At 60.1% G+C, this 16297-nt stretch carries 20 protein-coding genes and 1 tRNA gene; 13 read left to right on the forward strand and 8 right to left on the reverse strand.

Annotated features, from left to right (window positions below):
• The first annotated feature begins 72 nt into the window (after nucleotides 1-72).
• Together hisC and RAE07_RS05100 are read left to right on the forward strand one after the other, a co-directional pair.
• Nucleotides 73-1125: a histidinol-phosphate transaminase gene (gene hisC, locus RAE07_RS05095; RefSeq protein ID WP_200288391.1), complete on the forward strand. Its 1053-nt coding sequence runs from the start codon at nucleotides 73-75 to the stop codon at nucleotides 1123-1125.
• Nucleotides 1126-1518 (forward strand): phage holin family protein, encoded by a 393-nt coding sequence (locus RAE07_RS05100; RefSeq protein WP_023020361.1) that lies wholly within the window; start codon nucleotides 1126-1128, stop codon nucleotides 1516-1518.
• Here the strand turns inward: RAE07_RS05100 and RAE07_RS05105 are convergent.
• On the reverse strand, nucleotides 1515-1775 hold the full coding sequence (locus tag RAE07_RS05105) for a MoaD/ThiS family protein (RefSeq protein ID WP_200288392.1): 261 nt from the start codon (nucleotides 1773-1775) through the stop codon (nucleotides 1515-1517). The two genes, RAE07_RS05100 and RAE07_RS05105, sit on opposite strands and share 4 nt — an antisense overlap.
• Nucleotides 1776-1833: 58 nt before the next feature.
• Between RAE07_RS05105 and RAE07_RS05110 the strand changes: the two genes are divergently transcribed.
• From RAE07_RS05110 to RAE07_RS05125, 4 genes are read left to right on the forward strand one after another with little or no spacing between them, the layout of a single operon-like run.
• Nucleotides 1834-2970, forward strand: a complete 1137-nt coding sequence (locus tag RAE07_RS05110; protein WP_200288393.1) for a molybdopterin molybdotransferase MoeA — start codon at nucleotides 1834-1836, stop codon at nucleotides 2968-2970.
• Nucleotides 2967-3446: a MogA/MoaB family molybdenum cofactor biosynthesis protein gene (locus tag RAE07_RS05115; protein ID WP_023020358.1), complete on the forward strand. Its 480-nt coding sequence runs from the start codon at nucleotides 2967-2969 to the stop codon at nucleotides 3444-3446. The genes RAE07_RS05110 and RAE07_RS05115 overlap by 4 nt, the downstream gene beginning before the upstream one ends.
• A complete protein-coding gene (locus RAE07_RS05120) occupies nucleotides 3436-3897 on the forward strand; it encodes a molybdenum cofactor biosynthesis protein MoaE (RefSeq protein ID WP_023020357.1) in 462 nt (153 codons plus the stop codon). The genes RAE07_RS05115 and RAE07_RS05120 overlap by 11 nt, the downstream gene beginning before the upstream one ends.
• Nucleotides 3894-4901 (forward strand): ThiF family adenylyltransferase, encoded by a 1008-nt coding sequence (locus RAE07_RS05125; protein ID WP_317001442.1) that lies wholly within the window; start codon nucleotides 3894-3896, stop codon nucleotides 4899-4901. The genes RAE07_RS05120 and RAE07_RS05125 overlap by 4 nt, the downstream gene beginning before the upstream one ends.
• 17 nt (nucleotides 4902-4918) lie before the next feature.
• On the opposite strand, the gene RAE07_RS05130 is transcribed toward RAE07_RS05125, so the two are convergent.
• Complete coding sequence (locus RAE07_RS05130; RefSeq protein ID WP_317001444.1) at nucleotides 4919-5173, reverse strand: PLDc N-terminal domain-containing protein; 255 nt, start codon at nucleotides 5171-5173, stop codon at nucleotides 4919-4921.
• 317 nt (nucleotides 5174-5490) lie between these two features.
• Nucleotides 5491-5578 (reverse strand) — tRNA-Ser (locus RAE07_RS05135).
• Between the two features lie 166 nt (nucleotides 5579-5744).
• Here RAE07_RS05135 and RAE07_RS05140 point away from each other — a divergent pair.
• Entirely contained in the window at nucleotides 5745-6701 is a 957-nt protein-coding gene (locus tag RAE07_RS05140; protein ID WP_317001472.1) for an NAD(P)H-quinone oxidoreductase, read from the forward strand.
• Here RAE07_RS05140 and RAE07_RS05145 read toward each other — a convergent pair.
• On the reverse strand, nucleotides 6698-7954 hold the full coding sequence (locus RAE07_RS05145) for an aminotransferase class V-fold PLP-dependent enzyme (protein ID WP_317001445.1): 1257 nt from the start codon (nucleotides 7952-7954) through the stop codon (nucleotides 6698-6700). The genes RAE07_RS05140 and RAE07_RS05145 overlap by 4 nt on opposite strands.
• Nucleotides 7955-8166: 212 nt before the next feature.
• On the opposite strand from RAE07_RS05145, the gene wzm reads away from it, so the two are divergent.
• Both wzm and wzt read left to right on the forward strand, forming a co-directional pair.
• Complete coding sequence (gene wzm / locus RAE07_RS05150) at nucleotides 8167-9018, forward strand: galactan export ABC transporter permease subunit Wzm/RfbD (protein ID WP_051138321.1); 852 nt, start codon at nucleotides 8167-8169, stop codon at nucleotides 9016-9018.
• 46 nt (nucleotides 9019-9064) lie between these two features.
• The gene (gene wzt / locus RAE07_RS05155; RefSeq protein WP_023020351.1) at nucleotides 9065-9868 is read left to right on the forward strand and encodes a galactan export ABC transporter ATP-binding subunit Wzt/RfbE; all 804 of its coding nucleotides are present in this window, start codon (nucleotides 9065-9067) and stop codon (nucleotides 9866-9868) included.
• Here wzt and RAE07_RS05160 read toward each other — a convergent pair.
• Entirely contained in the window at nucleotides 9865-10533 is a 669-nt protein-coding gene (locus RAE07_RS05160) for a GNAT family N-acetyltransferase (RefSeq protein WP_317001447.1), read from the reverse strand. The genes wzt and RAE07_RS05160 overlap by 4 nt on opposite strands.
• A gap of 93 nt (nucleotides 10534-10626) precedes the next feature.
• Between RAE07_RS05160 and glfT1 the strand changes: the two genes are divergently transcribed.
• The gene (gene glfT1 / locus RAE07_RS05165; protein ID WP_301732956.1) at nucleotides 10627-11544 is read left to right on the forward strand and encodes a galactofuranosyltransferase GlfT1; all 918 of its coding nucleotides are present in this window, start codon (nucleotides 10627-10629) and stop codon (nucleotides 11542-11544) included.
• Between the two features lie 121 nt (nucleotides 11545-11665).
• Here the strand turns inward: glfT1 and RAE07_RS05170 are convergent, their stop codons facing one another.
• Genes RAE07_RS05170 through RAE07_RS05180 form a run of 3 tightly spaced genes read right to left on the reverse strand, consistent with a single transcriptional unit; the run spans nucleotide 11666 to nucleotide 13500 of the window.
• Nucleotides 11666-12106, reverse strand: coding sequence for a GtrA family protein (locus RAE07_RS05170; protein WP_317001448.1), 441 nt, complete (start codon nucleotides 12104-12106; stop codon nucleotides 11666-11668).
• An 11-nt stretch (nucleotides 12107-12117) separates the two neighbouring features.
• Complete coding sequence (locus tag RAE07_RS05175; protein WP_200288398.1) at nucleotides 12118-13026, reverse strand: plasmid pRiA4b ORF-3 family protein; 909 nt, start codon at nucleotides 13024-13026, stop codon at nucleotides 12118-12120.
• Between the two features lie 9 nt (nucleotides 13027-13035).
• Nucleotides 13036-13500, reverse strand: a complete 465-nt coding sequence (locus RAE07_RS05180) for a hypothetical protein (RefSeq protein WP_200288399.1) — start codon at nucleotides 13498-13500, stop codon at nucleotides 13036-13038.
• 34 nt (nucleotides 13501-13534) lie between these two features.
• Here RAE07_RS05180 and RAE07_RS05185 point away from each other — a divergent pair, with 34 nt between their 5' ends.
• The 3 genes from RAE07_RS05185 (at nucleotide 13535) to dprE2 (ending at nucleotide 16148) form a co-directional block, all read left to right on the forward strand.
• Nucleotides 13535-13810, forward strand: coding sequence for a hypothetical protein (locus RAE07_RS05185; RefSeq protein ID WP_200288400.1), 276 nt, complete (start codon nucleotides 13535-13537; stop codon nucleotides 13808-13810).
• A 126-nt stretch (nucleotides 13811-13936) separates the two neighbouring features.
• Entirely contained in the window at nucleotides 13937-15352 is a 1416-nt protein-coding gene (dprE1, locus tag RAE07_RS05190) for a decaprenylphosphoryl-beta-D-ribose oxidase (RefSeq protein WP_239279094.1), read from the forward strand.
• 37 nt (nucleotides 15353-15389) lie between these two features.
• Nucleotides 15390-16148 (forward strand): decaprenylphospho-beta-D-erythro-pentofuranosid-2-ulose 2-reductase, encoded by a 759-nt coding sequence (dprE2, locus tag RAE07_RS05195; RefSeq protein ID WP_023020343.1) that lies wholly within the window; start codon nucleotides 15390-15392, stop codon nucleotides 16146-16148.
• The last annotated feature ends 149 nt before the right edge of the window (nucleotides 16149-16297 follow it).

A 16297-nucleotide genomic window follows, 5' to 3' on the forward strand; every position in this document is an offset into this window, starting at 1 on the left:
TGCCCCGCCGCTGCCAAACTAGCCCCCTGCTTTCGCTCCCGCAACAAAGGCGCAGGCCCTACAGTGGTAGGCATGATTCGCCCCGATCTGAAAGCCATCCCTGCCTATGTCGCTGGTGCGCGCAACGATGACGTACTCAAGCTCTCCTCTAACGAGGCGGCTCACCCGCCCCTGCCAGAAGCGGCCGCGGCCATGGCGGAGGCAGCCGCACAGGCTAATCGCTACCCGGATATTGCGGCCACCGCACTGCGCGAGGACCTATCCGCGCACCTGGGCGTGGATCAGCAGCAGGTAGCGGTGGGCACCGGCTCCTCCGCATTGTGCCAACAGCTGGTAGAAATTGCCGCCACCCCTGGCGAAGAAATCCTCTTCCCATGGCGCTCCTTCGAGGCCTACCCCATCTTTGCCCAAGTGGTGGGAGCCCACCCTATCCCGGTTCCGCTCAGTACAGACCAGCGCGTGGACCTTCCTGCCATGGCGAAGAAAATCACGGATAAAACCAGGCTCATCTTCGTGTGCAATCCCAATAACCCATCGGGTACCACGATTACCAAGGCCGAGTTCGCCGCATTCATGGATGCCGTGCCTGCCGACGTCCTCGTAGCCCTCGACGAGGCCTATATCGAATACAACCGCGCCACCGACACCCCGCTGGGCACGGAGCTGGTGGGTACCTATCCCAACCTGGTGTGCCTGCGCACCTTCTCTAAGGCTTATGGGCTAGCCGGCGTGCGCATCGGTTATGCCTTCGGCCCGGAAAATATCATTGAAGCCCTCAATAAGGTGGCTATCCCCTTCTCCGCCAGCACCGTAGCCCAGGTTGGCGCCCGCGCGGCACTGGCGGCGCAGGATTCGCTGCGGGAGCGTACCGAGGAGACCGTCGTCCAGCGCGAGCGCTTAGAAGCAGCCCTACAGGACTGGGGCGTGCCGCATTCCGAGGCGAATCACGTGTGGCTGCCGGCTCAGAATCTTGCCAGTCTTGGCACTCCGCAGGAGATAGCCGCCCGCCTCGCCGAACGCGGCGTGCTCGTTCGCGCCTTTAGCGAGGGAATTCGTATTACCGTTACTACCGAGGAAGAAACCGACACTTTGCTTAAGGCATGGAATGCAACCGTAGGAGGCTAAATGCGATCGCTTATTAACTTCGCCCTGAATGTCTTTGCCATTGCGGTGGCGCTGTGGGCCGTGGTCACTGTCATTCCCGGAATCTCCATCACTCCGGCCGAAACCGGAAATTTCATCGCCATTGCCATCGTATTCATCATCATTAATGCCGTAGTCACGCCGGTGCTGCGCATCCTCGGTGCACCGCTGACCTGCCTGACACTCGGGCTTTTCTCCCTCGTCATAAACGGCGCAGCGCTCATCATCGTGGAGTGGGCGCTCAATACGCTTGACCTCGGGATTGGCCACCTTGTCATCGACTCTTGGGGCGCCGCGATTATCGGCGCCATCGTGCTTTCCATTGTCAGCAGCGTCATTAATTTCTTTACCAGTCCGCTGCGCCAGCGCGATTAGCCGCCCGCAAAAGGCGGCAGGACGTCCACGCGGGTCACGCCGGCCAGGGGGGAATCCATGGCGGTGTTCCCAGCGCCGTCGATAAGAAAGCTACAGCGCCCCAGCACTTCTTTCAGGCTCATGCCGGCCGCAGTGGTGCCGGTATGGTCCCTGCCCAGCTGCACTACCAAATCACCCAAGGTAGCGGGGGCGTCTACCTGCTCAGAAGCCACCCCCGCGGCGGCGCGTGCGGCAGCGAAATAGTGAACGGTCAACATGCCTTCTACTATGCCTACGCACCCCTGCCGTGTCGAGACCGTGGGTAAACTAGCCGTCATGCGCACACCTGAAGCCCACGCGCGTGAAGTCGCCGCGGCCCTGCCCGTACGTCACGTAACCACCGTGGCCCTCAATCAGGCACAGGAAATGGTCTTAGCTGCGGATATCCGCGCTGATTTCCCTTCCCCGCGCTTTGATAATTCACAAATGGATGGCTACGCCCTCCCCCAGTGTGCGGCCGAGACTTACCAGGTAGGCCCCACCATCGCCGCCGGTACAGAGCCCGCCCAAGTGCTCCACGGCTCACTCAACGCGGCCTGCCCCATCATGACCGGCGCCAAGGTGCCGGAAGGAACTGCAGCCATCGTGCCCATTGAGCACTGCGAACCACAAAAATTCCTCGCCCCTGGTGACCGTGTCACCGTGCCGGAGACCCAGCCGGAACAATTTATACGCCGCGCCGGCTCGGACTTAGAAGAAGGCGCCCTCCTGGCGGCCCAAGGCGATAAGCTCACACCGGTCCGCTTAGCCGCTCTTGCTTCCCAAGGCATCGCCGAGGTGGAGGTCTACCGCCCCGCCCGCATCCTGATTTGCACCGGCGGAGCAGAGATTGGCAGTGGTAGCGCCGCCATCCCTGACGCCAATGCGCCGTTATTGACGGCATTGGCCCACCGCGCCGGCATCGACGTCGCGGGCTATATCACCACCGATGATGACCCGCAGGCCTTAACCCACGCTTTGACAGAAGCCATTGCGCAGCATCACCCAGACGCCATCATTACCTCGGGCGGAATCTCTGCTGGGAAGTTTGAAGTAGTACGCCAAGTGCTCGATGGCTGGTTTGGTCATGTGGATCAGCAGCCTGGCGGGCCACAGGGTATCGCTGCTTTCCACGGCACGCCGGTGATCTGTCTGCCGGGAAATCCCATTTCCACGTTGGTAAGTTTCCGCCTCTTCGTGGCCCCGGCACTGGGCTGGGCTCCGGAGCCATTCCGCGTTCCGCTCGCGGCAGGCATTGAAGGCCTCCCATGCAAGGACCAATTTCGCCGCGGGCGCGTCGATTCCCACGCCCATATCCTCGGTGGCGCTAGCTCCCATCTGCTCGCCCAAGCGGCCGATGCCACCCATCTCATCCGCATCCCTGCCGGCCAACGCCTTGCGGAAGGCCAAGAAGTCGAGGTTTACCCACTATGAGTCCGCAACGCACCGCCATCGTCATCGTCGCCTCTACTCGCGCCGCCGCGGGTATCTACGAGGACCGATCCGGCCCCATCGCGGTAGATTTCCTGCGACGCAAGGGCTTTGACTGCCCCGCTGCACGCATCGTCCCCGATGCCGATATTGCCGCCACCGTTGCTGCCGCCTTCGCCGAAGAACCCTCGGTCATCCTAACCTCTGGTGGCACCGGTCTGACCCAAGACGACAAGACGGTAGAGGCTGTCGCGCCGCATATCACCCGCGAGCTGCCTGGCATCGCAGTGGCCTTCTGGCAGAAAGGCTTGGAAAGCGTGCCCACCGCGGTGGCTTCCCGCGCGATTGCCGGTGTTAATGACTCCACCTTTGCTATGACGCTGCCTGGTTCCACCGGCGGGGTAAAAGACGGCTGTGCGGTTTTGGATAAATTAATTGTTCCGATCGTCGATATGTTAGAAGGAGTACATGAGCACTGATCCCTCCTATGTGGCCGAACAGACCGGCTGCACCATTGGCACGCTTTTGAGCGATCAGCCCCTTGAATCCCACCTTGCCGCTGCCAAGGAAGAGACCGCCACGGCCGCCATGGGTGCCGTTGTCACCTTTGAAGGCGTCGTCCGCGATCATGATGGCGGACGGCCGAATGTCACCCTTCTTTCCTATAGCGCCCACCCTTCCGCGCCAGAGAAGCTGCAGGACATCACCGACGCCGTCTCCTCCAGCCATCCGGTGCGCCTCTGGGCCGCTCACCGCACGGGGGATCTTCAGGTCGGCGACCTGGCCTTTGCCGTAGTTGCGGCCGCCGCGCACCGCGGCGATGCCTTCCGCGCGGCCGAAGAATGCGCCGATCGCGTCAAGGCAGAAGTGCCTATCTGGAAGGAACAAAGCCACGGCGATGGCTCCACTAACTGGGTGGGTCTGGAATGAGCATCCGCTATGCCCGCCAAGAAGCGCTCTGGGGCGAGGAGGGACAGCGCAAGCTCGCTCAAGCCCACGTAGCGGTTATCGGCGCCGGCGGCCTAGGCTCCCCCGCCTTGCTCTACCTGGCCGGTGCGGGCGTAGGCCACATTTCGCTTTTCGACGACGACGTGGTCTCCCCTTCCAACCTTCACCGCCAAGTCATCCACACCACCGCGGCCATCGGCACGCCGAAGACGGATTCTGCCGCGGCCGCTCTCCGCGCGCTCAATCCGGAGGTGGACATCACCTGCCATGGTCGCCTCGAAACGGCCACCGCCCTCGAGCAATTGCGCGGCTGCGACGTGCTCCTCGATGGCACGGATAATTTCGACGCCCGCTACCTGTGCTCTTGGGCCGCCCATAGCTTGGGCATTCCGCACATTTGGGCCTCTATCTTGGGATTCGATGCGCAAATGAGCGTCTTTTGGTCGGGCAAGGGCCCCGTGTACGAGGATGTCTTTCCCACTGCCCCTGCCCCAGGCGAGGTTCCTTCGTGCTCCCAGGCCGGCGTTCTGGGGCCGATCGTCGGCGTGGTGGGATCCGCGATGGCCTTGGAAGCCTTAAAAATCATTACCGGCGTCGGCACCCCGCTTATGGGCACGCTCGGCTACTACGAGGCCCTTTCTGGGACGTGGGAGTATATCCCCATCCGTTCCACCGGGGCGGAGCCTACCCAGCCGGACGATGCCCCCGAGGTCCGCGAGATCCCTGATCACGCCATGCTTATCGATGTCCGCACTGACCCCGAGCGCGCCCGGTCCACCATTCCTAATTCAGCGCATCTTCCCCTCAACCGCATCCTCGCCGGTGAAAACCCCGATATCGCACGGGACGAGGTAGCCGTTATATATTGCGCCAGCGGCATCCGCTCCGCCCAAGCCGTCCACGCTCTGCGCGAGCGCGGATACTCACAGGTGGTTTCCCTGCGTGGCGGTATTAACGCGTGGTTGGAACAACAAGGAGCGTCTTAACGCCCCCGGCGAGTCGTCTAGACCCTTCTATTCTTGTCTTCTTTTCCGCGAACAAAGAGGAACCAGATCAGCGGTCCTAAGAAGGGCAGTGTGAAGGTAGCGACGATAAAGAGCACCTTCGCCGCAAGCGTGTACCCAGAAAAAATGATAGAAATTATGGCCGCTATCCAGAACGCGACGAGCAAAAGGATGGGAAGGAACCCGAGGAACCACCACGTATCGTTAGGGTTAGTAGATTCCGCTGCTGCTAGGTAAAACTCCGAAGTGCTCATAGTGTCCTTTCGCCGAGTGATTTTTATCTTCGCTACAGAGCTTGACCACAATCACATCTCACTTGCCCTGTACATTTCCAAGATTAAGTCTGCGCCGCACCAGGCACATCATCCCCCGGTATGAAATGCCGCAGCACCACAAGAAGCAGGTTTTAACCCCAAGCCGTTTTCCGGTGCCCCGCCATGACCAAGTTCGGGTTAACACCATCCAGGGTGAGGCCTCCCGGGATAGCCGCACATAAGTAAAACGAGAAAACGGTAACTCCTAGCGTGAGCCAGAAGCTACCGAGGTATCGCCGAGTCATAAATTATGACGTTGGCGGAGACGGCGGGATTTGAACCCGCGGAGGAATAAACCTCGCCGGTTTTCAAGACCGGTGCATTCGGCCGCTCTGCCACGTCTCCACGTTGTATATCGAAGGCACTTTTCTTGCCCACGAAGCAACTTGGTCAGTGTACTAAATAGATGGCCTGGTTTCCCAAAAATCCACCTGTAGTTCTGAAATGCAGCCCCTTTCGTGGCGCAGGACACATGAGCTCCGTTAGATTGGGCCCTATGACTACAACAAAGATGAAGGCAATCGTGCAGACCGATCCCCAGGAGCGTCGCTCCTTGGAACTCCAAGAGGTCGACGTTCCGCAACTGCAATCAGGCGAAGTGCTCGTCAAGGTGCAGGCAGCGGGCGTTAACCGCGGCGATATCCTGCAAACGATGGGAGCTTATCCGCCACCACCGGGGGCGTCGGAAATCTTAGGCTTGGAGGCAGCAGGCACCATCGCGGACGCCGGGGATACCGACTGGGAGGTAGGCACCGACGTGGGCTGTTTGCTCGCCGGTGGTGGCTACGCCGAATACGTTGCGGTCCCACAGGGCCAGCTACTCCCTCTACCCCAGGGGTATAGCGTTGAGGAAACCGCGGCGGTAGTCGAGGTTGGATGCACCGTCTGGTCCAACTTGGGCATTGAGGCGAACCTCCACGAGGGCCAGCGTGTGCTTATCCATGGTGGAGGCGGTGGCATTGGTACTTTTGCCATTCAGGTAGCCAAGGCGCTAGGAGCAGAAGTGGCGGTAACGGCCGGTTCGCAAGAGAAGTTGGAGCGTTGCCGCGAGCTGGGCGCCGACATTCTCATCAACTATAAGAAGCAGGACTTCTTAGACGAGTTGAAGGGAAGCTGCGATGTCATTTTGGACATCATCGGCGCAAAATACCTTGAAAAGAATATGAAGTGCCTAGCTAAGGACGGCAAGCTCATCATTATTGGCATGCAGGGCGGCACCAAAGCAGAAATTAACTTGGGCGCCATGTTGCCCAAGCGTCTGACTATTCAGGGTACGACGCTGCGCGCCCGCGACTTAGACGATAAGGCCCAGATTGTGGCCGGCACGGTAGAAAATGTCTGGCCCATGTTGGCAGACGGCCGAGTAAAGCATGCGCTGCATGCCACTTATCCGCTTGCCGACGCCGCCCGTGCCCACGCTGCACTCGATAGCGGCGAAGTCACCGGCACCCTGGTGCTTAGTGTTTAAGCCAGTGAGGCTACAACACGGGTGAGGTGTTCGACGTCGTGATAAGTGTTGAAGGGGCCAAGCGCAACGGTAACGGCGCCGCCGATTTCCTCCACGCCCATCTCCGTTAGCAACGGGGTCTGCGGGGCAAGCGTGGTGACCAGCCCATTATCAAAGAGACGCTTGTACACGGTCTCCGCTGGAACACCCCTCACAGCAAAGGTAAGGCGCGGCAGGCGATCATCGGATGCGCCTGCGGCCGCCTCTCCCGTCACTCCGAGGATGTGTACGGCAGGCAAGGTGCTCAAGAAGGAATAAAGGTCCCCGCGCAGGTCCTCGAGGTAGGCGCTAAGCGCATCCATAGAGGTGCGCAGGCGCTTGCGGCGGGAGCCATTCTCCCCACCGGCGAGGGCGGCAAGATGGTCCACGAGTGGTCCGACACCGCCGGCCAGGCCAGAGGAAATTGGCGTTTCCAGCTTGCGAGCGCCCTTGCTGGCATGCACCGGATCGAGGGCATCGAGGCGGCGGAACATACGGGTATCGCGGAATACCAAGGCCGCTAGCTGCGGGCCGCCCAGCAGACCAAGGTCGAGACCCAAGATATCGGCACCGAGCTCATCGAAGTTGATGGGGCGGTAGGGGGCGATCCCAGAGACGTCGAGAAGCGTCCAGGCGCGAGAGCGTTCATGCACGGTGTCTATGATCTCAGCCGTCGGGGAGACCGTACCCAAAAGCTCGTGGGCGGCAGAGAAAGCGACGAGTCGCGTGGAGCCGTCGACAAGCTCGGCGAATTGGAAACCCGGCAACTCACCCGTACCTAAGTCCGGCTGGGCCCAGCGGGTTTCTGCTTTAACCTCAGAAAATGCTGAATACAAGGAAGGCGGGTCCAGCTTTGAGAGCACTAGTGAGGAATTGCTGCCGAGCAGCGGGCGCGCCGCATGCGCCAAGGACTGGTATAGCACCGGCAGGGAGGGACCGAGCACCACGCGGTCTGCTTTGGAACCGGTCAGATCTGCTACGGCCATGCGCGCAGCGGTGTAATTCCCATCTCCTTCCAATCGCCCCGGGGCGGGTGTGGCAGAGTGGGCGCCGCCCGGCCCTTCCTGGGGCGCCACCGCGGTAGACATACGGAAAGAGCGGGCCACGCCGGAGGCTACTCGCTCAGAAATCTGAGGAACCGCGTGCGCGTTGAGGTAGGTCCAACCATCAGATAGCCCGGTGTATAAACCGCGCACACTGAATACGTCATAGTGCGCCGAAGCTCCTGCTGGCATTTCGGTCCCTTCTTTTTCGCGCTAGGCATCGCCACTCAGTGGCGGTCGATTCCCTACTGTATACGCGTTTGCCGCAAGTTTCCCAAATCTGTATTTTCGCTGAATATGGCCGTTTTCGCAGGCTAGCGGCGTGTAGTTCCCGTTTGCGCAGCCCGCGCGCTAGGGTGTTGAGCGTGCAAGATAACAATCAACTGCGCGCTGATATCGCCCGCATGACCTCCCAGCCAGACGGCGAGGCCACCCCAGCGTCCCAGTCCGAGACCCTCAAGGCCGCCTTCGCGGACCTTGCGCAGGGTGCACAGCAGCGCGAGCTGTGGTTCAAACTGGGTATTCAAGATATTAAGCAGCGCTACCGCCGCTCTGTCCTGGGCCCGTTTTGGATCACCATCGCCACCGGCGTGATGGCCCTCGCCTTGGGCCTTTTGTACTCCATGCTCTTCCAGATTCCCGTCGCGGAGTTCCTCCCCCACGTCACCGTGGGCCTTATTATGTGGACCTTCATTTCGGGCTGTATCAAGGAAGGCTCCACCGTCTTCATTGATAATGAGGGCTTGATTAAACAGCTTCCCGCCCCTCTTTCGGTGCACGTCTACCGCTTGGTGTGGCGCCAAACATTATTTTTGGGCCATAACCTCATCATCTGGCTGTTGCTTATCCTCATCTTCCCGCGCAGCCTGGGTTGGGAGTTCTTCCTCTTTATCCCAGGCTTGGCGTTGTTGTTGGTCAACGGCGTGTGGGTCACGATGTTCTTTGGCATCATTGCCACCCGCTTTCGTGACGTAGCCCCGCTGCTGGAGGCTTTAACCCAGCTCTTGTTCTACGTCACCCCGATTGTGTGGATGACCAATACCCTGAAGGATCAGGGCGGTGCCGTGGCCGGGCGAGCCCGCATCGCGGAGATCAACCCGCTCTATCACTACCTAGAAATCGTCCGCGCACCCATGATCGGTGAGCCGGTAGCCGCCTACCACTGGTGGATCGTTATCGGCTGCACCGTGCTCGGCCTGCTCATCGCCGGCTTGGTCATGCGCAAGTGGCGCTTCCGCGTCAGCTACTGGGTCTAAGCCCACGCCCTGTACTTGTGGAGATTCCTCGAAAGGATACTGACTGATGGTCTCGATTGATACGTATAACGCGTGCGTGGACTTTCCCATCTTTGATGCCAAATCTCGCTCACTGAAGAAGGCCATGCTCTCTTCTGCCGGTGGCGCCATTGGCAAAAATGCCCAAAACACCGTCGTGGTGGAAGCCCTGAAGGACGTTAACCTGCACCTGCGCGAGGGCGATCGTGTGGGTTTGGTGGGCCATAACGGCGCCGGCAAATCCACCTTGCTGCGCCTCTTGTCTGGGATCTATGAGCCCACCCGCGGTTCTGCCGATGTGCGCGGGCGGGTGGCCCCCGTTTTTGATTTGGGCGTAGGCATGGACCCGGAAGTTTCTGGCTACGACAACATCATTATCCGCGGCCTGTTTTTGGGCCAGTCCATCAAGCAGATGAAAAAGAAGATGGATGAGATTGCGGAGTTTTCTGAGCTCGGCGATTATCTCTCCATGCCGCTGCGCACCTATTCCACCGGTATGCGAGTGCGCTTGGCACTCGGCGTGGTGACCTCCATTGAGCCGGAAATCCTGTTGTTGGATGAGGGCATTGGTGCGGTCGACGCCGCCTTCATGGCCAAGGCACGCGTACGCCTGCAGGAGCTGGTGAAGCGCTCCGGCATCCTGGTCTTTGCCTCCCACTCCAATGACTTTTTGGCCCAGCTATGCAATACCGCCTTGTGGATCGACCACGGTGAGATCCGCTCGGTAGGCGAAGTTTCCGAGGTCGTCGGTGAGTACGAAGGACCTGAGGTGGGCGACTACGTCCGCGACCTGCGCGAGCGTTTTGAAAATGAGGACACCAGCGGCAACTAGCTGAGCATATGCAGCAGCGGGTCCCCCACACCCGTCACGTCCACCTGCACCCCTTCCGGCCGGTGATAGTCCGCAGCGCTTAGGCGCGCGCTGACCACCGGCCGGTTAATTTTTCCTGGGCCCGCAGGCTCTTCCTTTTCCTCGGTGCTAACGCGGTAGCCCAACTTTTCACTCACCCGGGCTGAGGCGCGGTTGGTTTTTATCCAACTGGTGCACAGCGAACCCGCATCGAGGTGCAAGAAGGAAAACGCCGCCATCGCCTGGCGGACAAGCGTGCCATAGCCTTGGCCTTGAAAGCGGTGCAGCACCCATGATGCAGTTTCTATTTCCCGTGCGGCCGCAAAATTTTCTGCCGCCAGGTCCACCACGCCTACTAATTCTTGGGTTTCTACCTGGCGAGCGATGAAATCCAAGGTCCACTTCTGGGGGCACAGCTTCGCTCGGTGCTCCCATCGGTGCTGGGCCATGGCAGCGGGGGTATTCGTCTTCTCATCAAAAAGCCAGGGAAATGCATGTTCTGGAATGTCGTCGCCATAGATATCTTCCGCACACACCTGCGCTACCTGTGCGATGTCCTCATCGCGCATGACACGCAGGTCAACTCCGCGGCCCGTATCATCGCAGACCCGAATGGTCACCGCAAAAGGCGGCCAGAAGTTTTCCATAGGTTTCACAGTCTCCGCAAAGTGGCGCCTATATCCACTTTTCGCTCCACCAATGCGGAGTGTTTCTGCGCTGGTCCCCGCCCCGGTGGCAAGATGGAACCCATGACTGCCACCCTGACTTCTACCGGTTCTACCGCCGCCGTCATTGTTACTCATCAGCGCGCCGAACTGCTGCGGGCATCGCTCGAACAGGTGGTACACCAAACCCACCCCGTGCAATGGGTGATCGTGGTCGATAACGGTGCGGAAAATGCAGTGCGTGAACTTGTCGAGTCCATGGCGGGAGACCGCGGCGTCTACGTGCCTTCGGAGACCAATCTAGGCGGAGCTGGCGGCTTTGCGCTGGGCTTTCTCACCGCCCTTTCTTTGGGCGCGGATGCCGTGTGGTGTGCCGATGACGATGGCCGCCCCGCCGATCACACGGTACTTGCGGAGCTGTATCGGGTGGCCGAGGCCAACCGTTTGCATGAGGTCTCGCCAGCGGTATGCAATATCAACGATCCCGACCAGCTCGCCTTCCCCCTGCGCCAAGGTCTGGTGTGGCGCCGGCGAATGGATGAGCTGGAGGGCGATTTCCTGCCTGGCATTGCATCGCTATTTAACGGCGCGCTGATTTCCGCAGCGGCCATGGAGATCATTGGTGTACCGGACTATCGACTCTTCATTCGTGGCGATGAGGTGGAATACCACCGCCGGCTGGTCAATTCCGGGCTTTCTTTCGGCACGGCGCTGACCACAAGCTACCTGCACCCAGATGGATCGGATGAGTTTAAGCCCATTTTGGGCGGCAAGATGCACACCCAGTTCCCAGAGGGTGAGTTCAAGCGGTTTTTCACTTACCGCAATCGCGGCTACCTGCTGTGGCAACGCGGCATGCGCAAGCTACTGCCACAGGAATTCGCCCGCTTTGGCTGGTTCTTCCTAGTCCAGCGCCACGATCCGGCCGGCTTTCTCGAATGGCTCAAGCTTCACAACCGCGGGCGCAGGGAAGATTTCCGGCGCCCTAGCTAGGCCGAAGCCGAACTGCAGGGGCTGGGCAAGGGGGGCGTCGATAAGCGCGGCATATAACCGCCACCACCGAGAGCTTGACACCCCGCGCGCAGATTGGTCGGGCTCGATTCCCGTGGTGAGGTTATTTTTCTTTAAAAATGAAGGCCCTCTGAATGGCAAAATTGGTCACTGTGGCCACGCCCTGGGCGATGACAAAGGCGATGGTGTCTTTAAGCACGCCTTCTAAGCCAAGGGATAAAAGCGGCTCATTGAGCACCCAGTACAAGAAGTTTTGAACCGCGAAAGTGGAGGCGTACAAGATCCCCACGGTAACGGCCGTACGGCCGGAGACCTTGACCCCAAAGGTCCACCGCGCATTAGCCAGGTAGGCGGCAATGGTGCCAAAGACCCAACCGATGGCCTTGGCGGCGGAACGGTGGAGTCCCACATACGTCAATAAAAGCGTCAGGCCATAGTCAATGGCGGCGGCACCTACACCCACGGAAATAAATCGCACCAGTTGGGTGTGCAGCGAGGTGGACGAAGGTTTTACTTCTACGGCGTCATCAGCGGAGTTAGTCACGAGTGAGTAGCCTACCCGCGCAAGAGCGCTCGGTACATGTCCAACCGATCCACCGGCGCGGCGGATTCGGCACCATAGGCGCCTATCCCAGCCAATTGCTGCAACGATGCCGCACATAACTCCCGCACTTCAGCCCCTGTCAGCGCCGAGCCATCGTCATTGACCCAGCCGAGGGCATCCATGGTGGTCTCCACGACGGAATCGGTCAGCTCCGCGCCACCCATGCACGATAGGGCTAGCGCCATGGACCAAAAGGCGTCTTTGCCTTCATGGGTAACCTCGCGCGGCAGGCTGGCGAGCACGCGGGCAGTTTGCGGTGACAATTCGGTACCCCTGCTCAGGTCCATCGCCTGCAGCAGCGGAACAAAGTCATAGAGCTTGGTGCGCTCAATCAAATCACGCACAGGGGACGCTACCGCGGAAAGGACCTCATCGGTGACTTCTTGCCCGGTCAATTCCCGGTTGACGCTGGTTAATTCAAAGGGTGCAAAGAGCGAGCCCGAGCCTCCCACGCATAGCGCTTCCGGGGTGCCATTATCGCGCGGATAAATTTCAGCTACCACCAGCTCGAAGTCCCATAGCCCCCAGGCGAAGTCGATTTGATCGCCTTCGCGCCACAGGAATTCGGAGGCCTGACGTTCCGGATCGATGCGCGGGCCACGCGCCTCGGTGTGTTCATAAAAGTGCCAGGGGGATTCCTCCTCCGGCAGGCCAAAGCAAATGCGCAGCACACGGTGCAACTCGGTGAAGGTCAGGGCATCGCTAAAGCCAATCTGGCGGTGCACCTCGCCATCGGCGCGGATGTTCGCGGCTTGGCAAATGATTGTTAGGGGCTCGCGTTTGAGGGATACCACGCTATTGGCGCGTTTGGCCCGCGCCTGTGCGATATCGGTGACCCCTGCGTTCATGGGCCCCACCATACGCAAGTTTTAGGAAGCTAGTTTTGCAATATCGCGCGCTTCCAGCTCACTAATCAGGAACGTCAGTGCCGCGCCAATGGCGCCCAACAGAGTCCAGGGCCGCTTGGCACCGCGCTTGCGCAGGAACTTTACCATTCGGCGGGAAATTGCAACGTTCATCCAGCCGCCTAGGATGAGCAGCAGTACCACCGCGGCAAAAATGGCCCAGGGTTTGAGGCCCTGATCGGATGCATCCTGCGGTGAGCGCGGCTCATCACCATCCTGTTCCGCGTGCGCGTTGGTATAGGCCACCAGGGCACCAAAACCAAAGAAAGACAAGGTATAGGCAGTAATCAAACCGCCTTTGGATGTGATCCAATCAGGATAAGAGGTCGCGATACCCACGGCAGCGGCTTGGGTAATGCGGCCCGCCAGGGTGTCATCGAGGGCGTAGTTGTCTTGGCGCTGATCTTGCGTCTCGTGGTTGTTGGTCATAGCGACCACTTTAAGCGGCGGTAAGCTAATGCGCATGTACTCGGATAAGACAGAGCACATGACGCCAGCGCAGCAGGCGGCTCAGGATGTGCGTGCGGAAGACGATAAGCGCAACGGCCACTTCGAGGCCACGGAACACACCGATGTGCCGTTGAGTCCTTTCATGACTCGCCTGATGGCAGAGGAATTGCCCATGCTGGATTCCTCCTCGCGCGCTCGTGTCTATGACCTTTTGCGGGAGTACGATGGCCCGACTATTGAATCTCAGGAAGAGCTGCCGGAGGAAATCCGCGCGCTTATGGATCTATAAACGGACACATTCGGGCAGTACAAGCGTCCGTTTTGTTCTGAATATCACTCGCGTCACTCCGTCCACCCTCGTGTGAGCTAGGTAGGCTAGGGAGGCGACACAAATCCGTCGAGCAAAGAGTAAGAGATGGAATTACATACCACTGAAAAGTCCCTGCACGGCTGGGGCCGCACCGCCCCGACGACCGCCCATGTTCTCGCCACCGAAGACGTGGACGTGATCAAGAAGGCCGTGGCCCAGGTGGCAGAAGATAACTCGGATAAGCCCGCCCACCTGCGCCGTGGCGTCATCGCCCGCGGTATGGGCCGCTCCTACGGTGACCCCGCCCAAAATGGCGGCGGCTTGGTCATCGACATGCAAAAGCTCAATAAGATCCATTCCATCGACCCGGAGTCCGCTCTGGTGGACGTCGATGGTGGCGTCACCCTAGACCAGCTGATGAAGGCTGCCCTGCCTTATGGCCTGTGGGTTCCGGTTCTGCCGGGTACCCGCCAGGTCACCATCGGTGGCGCAATCGGCCCGGATATTCACGGCAAGAACCACCACTCCGCCGGCTCCTTTGGTAACCACGTGGTCTCCATGGAGCTGCTCGTGGCCGATGGCCGCGTGCTGCACCTGACCCCGGAAGGCTCCGAGGATGACCCCAGCGGCGACCTCTTCTGGGCCACCGTTGGCGGCATGGGCCTAACCGGCATCATCCTGCGCGCCACCATCCGCATGACCAAGACGGAAACCGCTTATTTCATCGCGGATACGGACCGCACCGATAACTTGGATGAAACCATCGCCTTCCACTCCGATGGTTCCGAGCACAACTACACTTATTCTTCCGCCTGGTTCGATGTCATTTCCCCAGAACCAAAGCTGGGTCGCTCCACCATTTCCCGCGGTTCGCTGGCCACCTTGGCACAGCTGGAAGAGCTAGCCCCGAAGCTGGCTAAGGATCCGTTGAAGTTCAATGCGCCGCAGCTGATGACGGTGCCGGATATCTTCCCGTCCTGGACCATGAATAAGCTTTCCCTCTCCGCTGTGGGCTTGGCATACTACACCATGGGTGCACCGGCCAAGAACCAGGTCAAGAACCTGACGCAGTTCTACCAGCCGTTGGATCTCATCGGCGAGTGGAACCGCGGCTACGGTTCCAAGGGCTTCTTGCAGTACCAGTTCGTGGTACCGACCGAGGCCGTGGAGCCGTTCAAGGAGATCATCCGCGATATGCAACGCTCCGGCCACTACTCGGCCCTCAACGTGTTCAAGCTCTTCGGTGAAGGCAACCGCGCGCCGCTGTCCTATCCAATGCCGGGTTGGAACGTCTGCGTGGACTTCCCCATCCGTCCGGGCCTGGGCAAGTTCCTGGATGACTTGGACCGCCGCGTGATGGAATTCGGCGGCCGCCTCTACTTGGCCAAGGAGTCCCGCACTTCCGCGGAGAACTTCCACAAGATGTACCCGGGCATGGAGGGCTGGCTGAAGACCCGCAATGAGATCGACCCGACCGGCGTCTTCGCCTCCGATATGTCCCGCCGCCTCGAGCTGCACTAATCACTGGAAATAACACCTTTAAGGAGATTTACTGACCATGCTTAATGCAGTAGGCCAAGCACAACACATCCTGCTTCTGGGCGGCACCTCTGAGATCGGCCTCGGCGTCGTCTCCGAATTCCTGCAGCGCGGCCCCGCCAAGGTCACCCTGGCTGCCCGACCGGAGTCCCCGCGCATCGCCCAGGCCAAGGCAGACCTGGAATCTCGTGGCGCTGACGTGGAGGTTTTGGACTTCGACGCCACTGACTTTGACTCCCACCCAGAGGTAATCAATAAAGCCTGGGCACGCGGCGATGTAGACGTGGCCATCGTTGCCTTCGGCACCCTGGGTGACCAGGAGGAGCTGTGGCAAAACCACGACAAGGCCGTCGCCTCCGCGCAGACCAACTACACCGCCCCGGTTTCCGTGGGCGTGCTTCTGGGCGAGAAGTTCAAGCACCAGGGCCACGGCACCATCGTCGCCATGTCCTCCGTGGCTGGCATGCGCGTGCGCCGTTCCAACTTTGTCTACGGTGCTTCCAAGGCAGGCGTGGACGGCTTCTACATCAACCTGGGAGAGGCTCTGCGCGGCACCGGCGCCAACGTGCTGGTTGTCCGCCCAGGCCAGGTTCGCACCAAGATGTCCGCCGAGGCTGGCGACGCCCCGTTGACCGTCAACGTCTCCGATGTTGCCGAAGCCACCGTGAAGGCCGTGCTCGATGGCAAGCAGTCCATCTTCGTGCACCCGCTGTTTGAATACGTTTCTTTGGCATTCAAGTTCATCCCGCAGGCCATTTTCCGCAAGCTGCCGTTCTAAATCACCGCGGTTTCTGCACTGGCGCCTGCCAGCCGCCTCGCCCCCGCTTCTCCTTCTCGCTGCACGCCCGCGGCGGGGAGGGGCGGGGGCGGTGGTGTATAAGGGGGCGTCGGAAAGCAAGTGTTTTCCTGCCCGCGCCAAATCTGGGT

Source organism: Corynebacterium nasorum (genome assembly GCF_032821635.1).
GTDB classification, from domain to species: Bacteria; Actinomycetota; Actinomycetes; order Mycobacteriales; family Mycobacteriaceae; genus Corynebacterium; species Corynebacterium kefirresidentii.